5 protein-coding genes are annotated in these 7,186 nt (G+C 67.5%); 1 reads left to right on the plus strand and 4 read right to left on the minus strand.

Annotation, left to right across the window (positions count from 1 at the left end; translation table 11 throughout):
• Positions 1–199: 199 nt before the first annotated feature.
• From KBY78_RS14505 to KBY78_RS14515, 3 genes are read right to left on the minus strand one after another with little or no spacing between them, the layout of a single operon-like run.
• Positions 200–895: an ABC transporter ATP-binding protein gene (locus KBY78_RS14505; RefSeq protein WP_255144210.1), complete on the minus strand. Its 696-nt coding sequence runs from the start codon at positions 893–895 to the stop codon at positions 200–202.
• 3 nt (positions 896–898) lie between these two features.
• A complete protein-coding gene (locus KBY78_RS14510; protein ID WP_255144211.1) occupies positions 899–2,176 on the minus strand; it encodes an ABC transporter permease in 1,278 nt (425 codons plus the stop codon).
• The gene (locus KBY78_RS14515; protein ID WP_255144213.1) at positions 2,176–3,573 is read right to left on the minus strand and encodes an efflux RND transporter periplasmic adaptor subunit; all 1,398 of its coding nucleotides are present in this window, start codon (positions 3,571–3,573) and stop codon (positions 2,176–2,178) included. The genes KBY78_RS14510 and KBY78_RS14515 overlap by 1 nt, the downstream gene beginning before the upstream one ends.
• A 260-nt stretch (positions 3,574–3,833) precedes the next feature.
• Here KBY78_RS14515 and hemN point away from each other — a divergent pair, with 260 nt between their 5' ends.
• Positions 3,834–6,008: an oxygen-independent coproporphyrinogen III oxidase gene (gene hemN, locus KBY78_RS14520; RefSeq protein WP_255144215.1), complete on the plus strand. Its 2,175-nt coding sequence runs from the start codon at positions 3,834–3,836 to the stop codon at positions 6,006–6,008.
• A gap of 31 nt (positions 6,009–6,039) precedes the next feature.
• Here hemN and KBY78_RS14525 read toward each other — a convergent pair whose 3' ends face one another.
• The gene (locus tag KBY78_RS14525) at positions 6,040–7,017 is read right to left on the minus strand and encodes an amino acid permease (protein ID WP_255144217.1); all 978 of its coding nucleotides are present in this window, start codon (positions 7,015–7,017) and stop codon (positions 6,040–6,042) included.
• Positions 7,018–7,186: the final 169 nt, after the last annotated feature.

A 7,186-nucleotide genomic window follows, 5' to 3' on the forward strand; every position in this document is an offset into this window, starting at 1 on the left:
GCGACCCTGGCTTTGAACTCGGGGCTGTGGGTGCGGCGTTTGCTCATCGGTGGGAGCCCCTTTCAGGGGCGGTACCCCGCCTCAGAGGTTAACGATGGGGGCTGTCCAGAAAAACCAGTCCACCTCAGACCCAGGATGCCCCCGCCGCCGCACCTGGGCACAGCGCCGGTGCGGATGAACACCCTTTCTCGCAGGTCCTTCAGCGGATCTGGCCGCCGACAGACTGTGGTTGATCGGCGATGATCCGGCCGTCCTGGAGCTGGATGATCCGGCCACTGTTCTGGGCCACCGAAGGGTCGTGGGTGACCAGCACGATCGTGAGGCCACTGGCGTGGAGCCCCGAGATCAGCTCGATCACTTCCCCGCCGGTGCGTGTATCCAGTGCCCCGGTGGGTTCATCGGCCAGCAGCAGCTCAGGCTGGTTCACGAGCGCCCGGGCGATCGCCACCCGCTGCTGCTGCCCTCCGGACAGTTGGTTGGGGCGATTGGCCAGGCGGTCAGCAAGCCCCACCTGCTCCAGCATCGCTTCGGCACGCTCGCGCCGCTCAGCCCGTGCGTAGCCCGCATAGACCATCGGCAGCATCACGTTCTGGAGAGCGGTGAGACGGGGAAGCAGATTGAATTGCTGGAACACAAACCCGATCTGGATGTTGCGGATGTCGGTGCGTTCGTTGTCGCTCAGCCGGGTGATGTCACGAGCATCGAAGTAGTACTGGCCACTGGTGGGCTGCTCCAGGCAGCCCAGAATGTTCATCAAGGTGGACTTCCCCGAGCCGGAGGTTCCCACGATCGCCGCATACTCTCCGCGCAGCACCGTGAGATCAATGCCGTGCAGAATCGGCACGTCCACGTCGCCCATCCGATACGCCTTGGTGATCCTGCGCAGTTGCAGCATGGTTCAGTCGCTGCGCAGAGCTGTCATCGGGTCGAGCTGGGCGGCTCTGTTGGCGGGATAGGCCCCGAAGAACACCCCGATCACCAGGCAGAAGGCCAGCGACCAACCCACCGCATCGACGGCGATTCCGCTGCTCCAGCCGAAAGCCGCATTGATCGCCAGCGACGCCACCACTCCGAGCAGGACCCCCAGCAGTCCGCCTGCCAACGACAGCACAGTGGACTCGATCAGGAACTGGCGCAGGATGTCACTACAGCGGGCACCGATGGCACGGCGGATGCCGATCTCCCGGGTGCGCTCGGTGACCGAGACCAGCATGATGTTCATGATCCCGATTCCCCCGACCAGCAGGGAGATGGCGGCCGATCCCCCCAACAACGCCGTGAACACATTGGCCACGGCGTTGGAGGCACTGACCAGATCGGCCTGGTTGCGGATGAAGAAATCGTCGTCCCGCGGCGGCACGATCCGGTGGCGAAGCCGCAGAAGATTGGTGATCTGATACTCAGCCGCCTCCATGCTCTCGGCCGAGCGCGCGGAAACCGCGATACTGTCCACCGACACGCCTGCCGTGGTGTTCACCCCAACGATGCGCGAGGCCATCGTGGTGAGGGGGATCAACACCTGATCGTCCTGATCGCGGAAGCCGGTGCTGCCCTTGAATTCCAGGGTGCCGATCACCGTGAACGTCTCGCCGCGGATGCGGATCGTGCGATCGAGCGCGCTGCTGGCTGTCAGCCCCAGGCTGTCGACCACGGTCTGCCCCAGCACCGCCACCCGGGCAGCCTGATTGAGTTCGGACTCGTTGAAAAACCTCCCGCTCAGGGGCAGGAAGTCGCGCACCCTCACGTAGGCCGGAGTGCTGCCCACGACCGTGGTGTTGGTGTTGCGCTCAGCCAGCACGACCTGGGTGCGCTGACTCAGGTTCGGGGCCACATCCGCCACGGCCGGAATGGACGCGTCGATCGCTTTGGCGTCCTCCCAGATCAACGTGGTGGCCGAGCCCGCTCCCCGCGAGGCAGGGCCGCCGCCGGCCGCCACGCCGCTCTGAACAAAGATCAGGTTCGAGCCCAGTGATTTCAGCTGGTTCTCGGTCTGGAGCTGGGCGCCGCGACCAATCGTCACCATGCTGATCACAGCGCCGATGCCGATGATCACCCCCAGCATCGTGAGCGCCGAGCGCATCCGGTTGGCCAGAAGCGACGACCAGGCCAGCGCGATCGTTTCGCCCAGATCACTGCCTCTGCGCGGGCGCGGGTGACCCTGAAGGGGTGTTCGCATCAGCGTGGCGTCCGGCCCTGGCCGCGGGGCTGCTGGAAGGGCGAAGAACCGGTCACCGGCCGGCTGTTGGGCCGGCGCCCTCCAGGCGCTGAGACATAGACCCGATCGCCTTCCTTCAGGCCGCTCACCACTTCCGTGCGGGTACCAATCGTGGCTCCCACCTGCACGGGGCGGAACCTGGGGCGGCCGTCGCCGCCGGGCACCATCACCCCGGTGCCGCCCCGTTCGCTGACGATGGCTGGGGTGGGGATCAGCAGAGCACTGGGCCGCTGGCCCACCAGCACATTGGCCGTGAGGTTCATGCCGGAGCGGAGCTTGCGGTGGGCGTCATCGGCCAGGGCGATCCGCACCTGGAAGCTGGTCACGTTCTGCTCCACCACCGCTTCCGGTGCCACCAGCCGCACCGTTCCACGGAACACCTGGCGAGGGAAGGCGTCCACCTGCAGCTCCACCTTCTGGCCGGGCCGGATCGCACCCACGTCCACTTCCGCCACGTTGGCCACCGCCTCCAATGTGCTGGCCAGGGCCAGGATCGATGAGGAGGTGGCCGAACTGGTGGCGCTGGCCGAGGTGGTGGGGGTCACGAAGGCCCCGACGTCGGCGTACTTCTGGGTGATCACCCCCGTGAAGGGGGCGCGGATCACGGTGTCCTCCAGCTGAGCCTGGATCGAGGTGAGATCACCCCGTGCCTGCTGCAGCAGGGCCCGGGCAGCCGCGATGTCCTCGGCTCGGCTGCCTGCCTCGATCAGATCCAGATGTGCCTTCAGGGCACTCACCCGTGCCTCACTGGCGAGAAACGCCGAGCGGCTGGCATCGAACGTCACCCGGGCGATCGCCCCGGAGCCATAGAGCTGAAGATTGCTGCGGTAGGTGGAGCCCACAGCGATCTGCTCGGCCACGGCCACCTGCAGATTGCGCCGGGCCTCCTCGATCTCCTGGGGCCGGTTGCCGGCTTGCAGCTTATTCAGGTTGGCCACCGCCGCCGCCACCGTTCCCTGGGCCCTGAGCAAGGTGCCGCGCAGGTTGCTGTCATCCATCCGCGCCAGGATCTGGCCGGCGCGGACCTGATCCCCCTGATCCACGCCCAATGCCGCAATGCGTCCGGGTTGCTTCGGACTGATGTTCACTGGTGTGGTGGGGCGGATCGAGCCGGCGGCCGTCACCTTCAGGATCACCTCACGGCGCTCCACCGGCGCGGTCTGAGCCGCCAGCTCGGCCTGCCTGGCCTGCGTCTGACGCTGCTGCCAGATCAACCAGCCGCCGCCGGCCAAGCCCAGCGTGATCAGCACGGCCGCAGCAATCAGCCAGCGGGGGGGCGGCGAGCGCAGCGACACCTGCGGTTGCGCCGGATCATCAGCTGGCGGCGCGGAAGCTCGCAGCACTGGAATCCGGCTCATGACGGCCTGGAGCTTTCCGGGAGGCTTCGCGGCGATGAAGAGCGGTTGTACCTCTACACCATGGCTCCAATCTGTGCCTGTGGGATGACGCCCAGGTGCTCAGCTGTGATCAGGTGTGAGCGGCGCCGAGGGCTCCAACGAGGTGCACCCAGGGGCGCCAGCAGCAGGGGAGCAGCCAGCCGCCTGAGGGGGCTTGACGGATCCGGACGCTGCAACGGAAACGCCACATGAAATCCAAACGGCTCCATGTATCTACGCTAGTGTTATATCGTAAGCCCAGCGACGCCCGCTCCACTCCAGGGGCCATCGCCGCCCCACCGGCACCGTTCGACATGACCACCACCCTCCCCAACGCCCTCTCAGGCCAACACGGCTCAGGCCAGGCCATCTCCAACCACGCCAGTGCCGCTGATGCCGCGGCCCGCCGAGGCTTCGGTCCCAGAGTCCGGCGCCTGCATGGCCGCATCGGCGCCGCCCATCACCGGGCCGAGGGCATGACCTTCTCCAGGGCCCTGCTCGCGGGCCAGGCCAGCCCCCTGCAGCTGGCGGCCCTGATCCGCGCCCTCGGCCCGGCCTACGCGCTGATCGAGCAACGCGGTCCCGAACTGGCCGCCGCCCTGGGCGCGCCAAACCTCCCCTGGAGTGCCCTCAACCGCAGCGAAGCCCTGCGCCACGACGCAGCCTTGGTGGCTGGCATCGAAACCAGCGGGCCCTCGGCCGCGGCCGAGGCCTGGCTGGAGCACCTGGGCACCCTCGCCCGGCAGGAGCCACACCGCTTCCTGGCCCATGTGTACGTGCGCTACGGCGGCGATCTCTCCGGCGGGCAGCAGCTCGCCCAGCAGGCCAACGCGATCCTGGCCGCCCATGGCCTGCCATCCCTGCGCTTCTGGCAGTTCGAGCGCCCGATCCCGGAACTGAAGCAGGCCCTCCACGACGCCATGGAGCAACTCGAGCTCAGCGAGACCGAGGAGGCGGAGCTGCTGGATGAAGCGGTGGTCGCCTTCCACGACACCCAGCGCCTGCTCGCCGAACTGGGAGAACTCGCCACCCCCACGGCGCTGGCCCCCACCAGGTCCCAGCCCGAGCTGCTCCCCCTGCTGGTCAAGTACGACAAGCCCGTTCCCCGCTACACCAGCTATCCCACCGCCGCCGCCTTTCACACCGGTGTCGGCCCGGGCGATCTGGAGAGCCAGCTGCGGCAAGCGACCACGGCGGATCTTTCGCTGTACGTGCACGTCCCCTTCTGTCGCCATGCCTGCTGGTACTGCGGCTGTAACCGCATCACCACCCAGGCCGGCTCGACAGTGGTGGGGCCTTACCTGCAGGCCCTGGCCCGGGAGCTGGCCCTGGTGACCCAGGCCTCGGGCCGGCGGCGGCGGCTGGGACAGCTGCACTGGGGCGGCGGCACACCCAACTACCTCAACCCCCAGGAGCAGGGCCAGCTCTGGGAGCTGATCGGGGAGCACTTCGATCTCGCCCCGGAACTGGAAGCCTCGATCGAGGTGAACCCGGAGTTCCTCAGCCGCGATCAGGTGCTGAACCTGCGCCGGCTCGGCTTCAACCGCATCAGTTTCGGGATCCAGGATGCCGACCCGCAGGTGCAGGCCGCTGTGAACCGGATCGTGCCGGTGGATCAACTCCGCCGGGCGATGGAATGGATGCGGGAGGCGGCCTTCGAGAGCGTCAACGTCGATCTGATCTGCGGGCTGCCGCTGCAGACCCCCGAGCGGTTCGCCAGCACGATCGCCCTGGTGCAGGAGCTGCGGCCGGAGCGGGTGTCACTGTTCAGCTTCGCCTATCTGCCCGAGCAACTGCCCCTGCAGCGCAGAATCGCCGCCGACGACCTGCCCAGCCAGCGGGAGCGGATCCGGATGCTGCAGCACGCCTACGCCACCTTCACCGGCAATGGCTACGACGCCATCGGCATGGACCACTTCGCACGTTCAAGCGACAGCCTGGCGCTGGCGGCGCGGCAGGGGAAGCTGCACCGCAATTTCCAGGGCTACACCACCGGCGGCGAGCGTGATCTGCTCGGCATCGGCGTCACGGCGATCAGCCAGTTCCAGACGCTATTCAGCCAGAACCAGCGCACGCTGAAGGCCTATGTGCAGGCCCTTGACGAGGGCCATCTGCCGGTGGAGCGGGGCCTGGTGGTGCGGGATCCGGCGGTGCTGTTGCGACGCTCGATCATCCAGAGCCTGATGTGCCGCTTCGCGGTGGATTTCGACACCATCGCCCTGGGGCAGCCCCTCGAGGCCCGGCGCCAGTTCGCCAGAGAGTGGGCCGATCTCCAGGCCCTCGAAGCCGACGGACTGGTGCGCCTGGGGGCCAACAGCCTGGAGGTGACGGAGGTGGGCCGCTGGCTGATCCGCACGATCGCGGCGGTGTTCGACCCCAGCCAGCGCCGTCAGGCCAGCGGGTCACGGCTGATCTGAGCGCTGATCCAGGCGCTGGTCTGGGTGCTGCTCAGAGGTAGAAGCCCACGGTGGTCACCACCCGTGTGCCCTCCCGTCGCAGGGCCTGGCGCAGAAAGTAAGTCGACTGGTTGTGTAGCAGGTTCTGCCAGCGCTGCCGGGTCACGAACACCGGCAGCACCACGGTGCAGAAGCGCTCACCTCCCTGGCGCTGCTCGCTCTCGAACCGCTGGATGAACTCCTTGACCGGCTCGATCAGGGAGCGGTAGGGGGAGGGCAGGATCACCAGCTCCACCTCCGGCAGCTGGCGCTGCCATTGCTCCTGAAAGGCGGCGGCTCGGCCGTCGCCGAGATCCACATGCACCGCCACCAGGGTGTCGGCGATGGTGCGGGCGTAACGCAGGGCCTCGTAGCTGCCCCGATGCAGCTGCCCCACCAGCACCACCACCGGCGAGCCACCCTCACGCAGGGGTTCCGGCAGGTGAAGCCGCGCCTCGGGCGCCAGGCGCAGGCGGCGGGCCACCTGGCGGTAGTGGGCCTTGATCGTGAGCAGCAGGGTCACCAGCAGCGGCACCGCCACCACGATCACCCAGGCACCCAGGCGGAACTTGCTGTAGAGCAGCACCGCGCACACCACCCCCGTGACCAGGGAGCCGAAGCCGTTGACCAGGGCCTTGAACAGCCAACCCGCCCGCTGCTCCTTCCACCAGTGCACAACCATGCCCGCCTGGGAGAGGGTGAAGCTGGTGAACACCCCCACGGCATACAGGGGGATCAGGCGTGTGACGCTGCCATCAAACACCAGCAACAGCACCGTGGCGAAACCGCTCAGCAAGGCGATGCCGTTGCTGAACACCAGGCGGTCACCCAGGGAGGCCAGCTGCCGGGGCATGTATCCGTCCTGGGCCAGGAAGGCCGACAGGCGGGGGAAATCGGCGTAGGCGGTGTTGGCCGCCAGCAGCAGGATCAGCAGGGTGCTCAGCTGCAGCACCGAGAGCAGCAGGCCGTTCGCGAAGATGCGCTCCCCCAACTGGTAGAGCAGCTAGGGGCCTTTCTCCACGTACACCTGGCCCAGCTGGCAGGCCAGTACGCTGATGCTGCTGAACATCACCGCCAGCAAGATCACCAGCCCGGTGATCACCAGGTACACGTTGCGCCATTCCACCGGCTTGAACACCATCACGCTGTCGCTGATGGCC

The organism is Synechococcus sp. EJ6-Ellesmere (assembly GCF_024345875.1).
GTDB lineage: Bacteria > Cyanobacteriota > Cyanobacteriia > PCC-6307 > Cyanobiaceae > Regnicoccus_A > Regnicoccus_A antarcticus.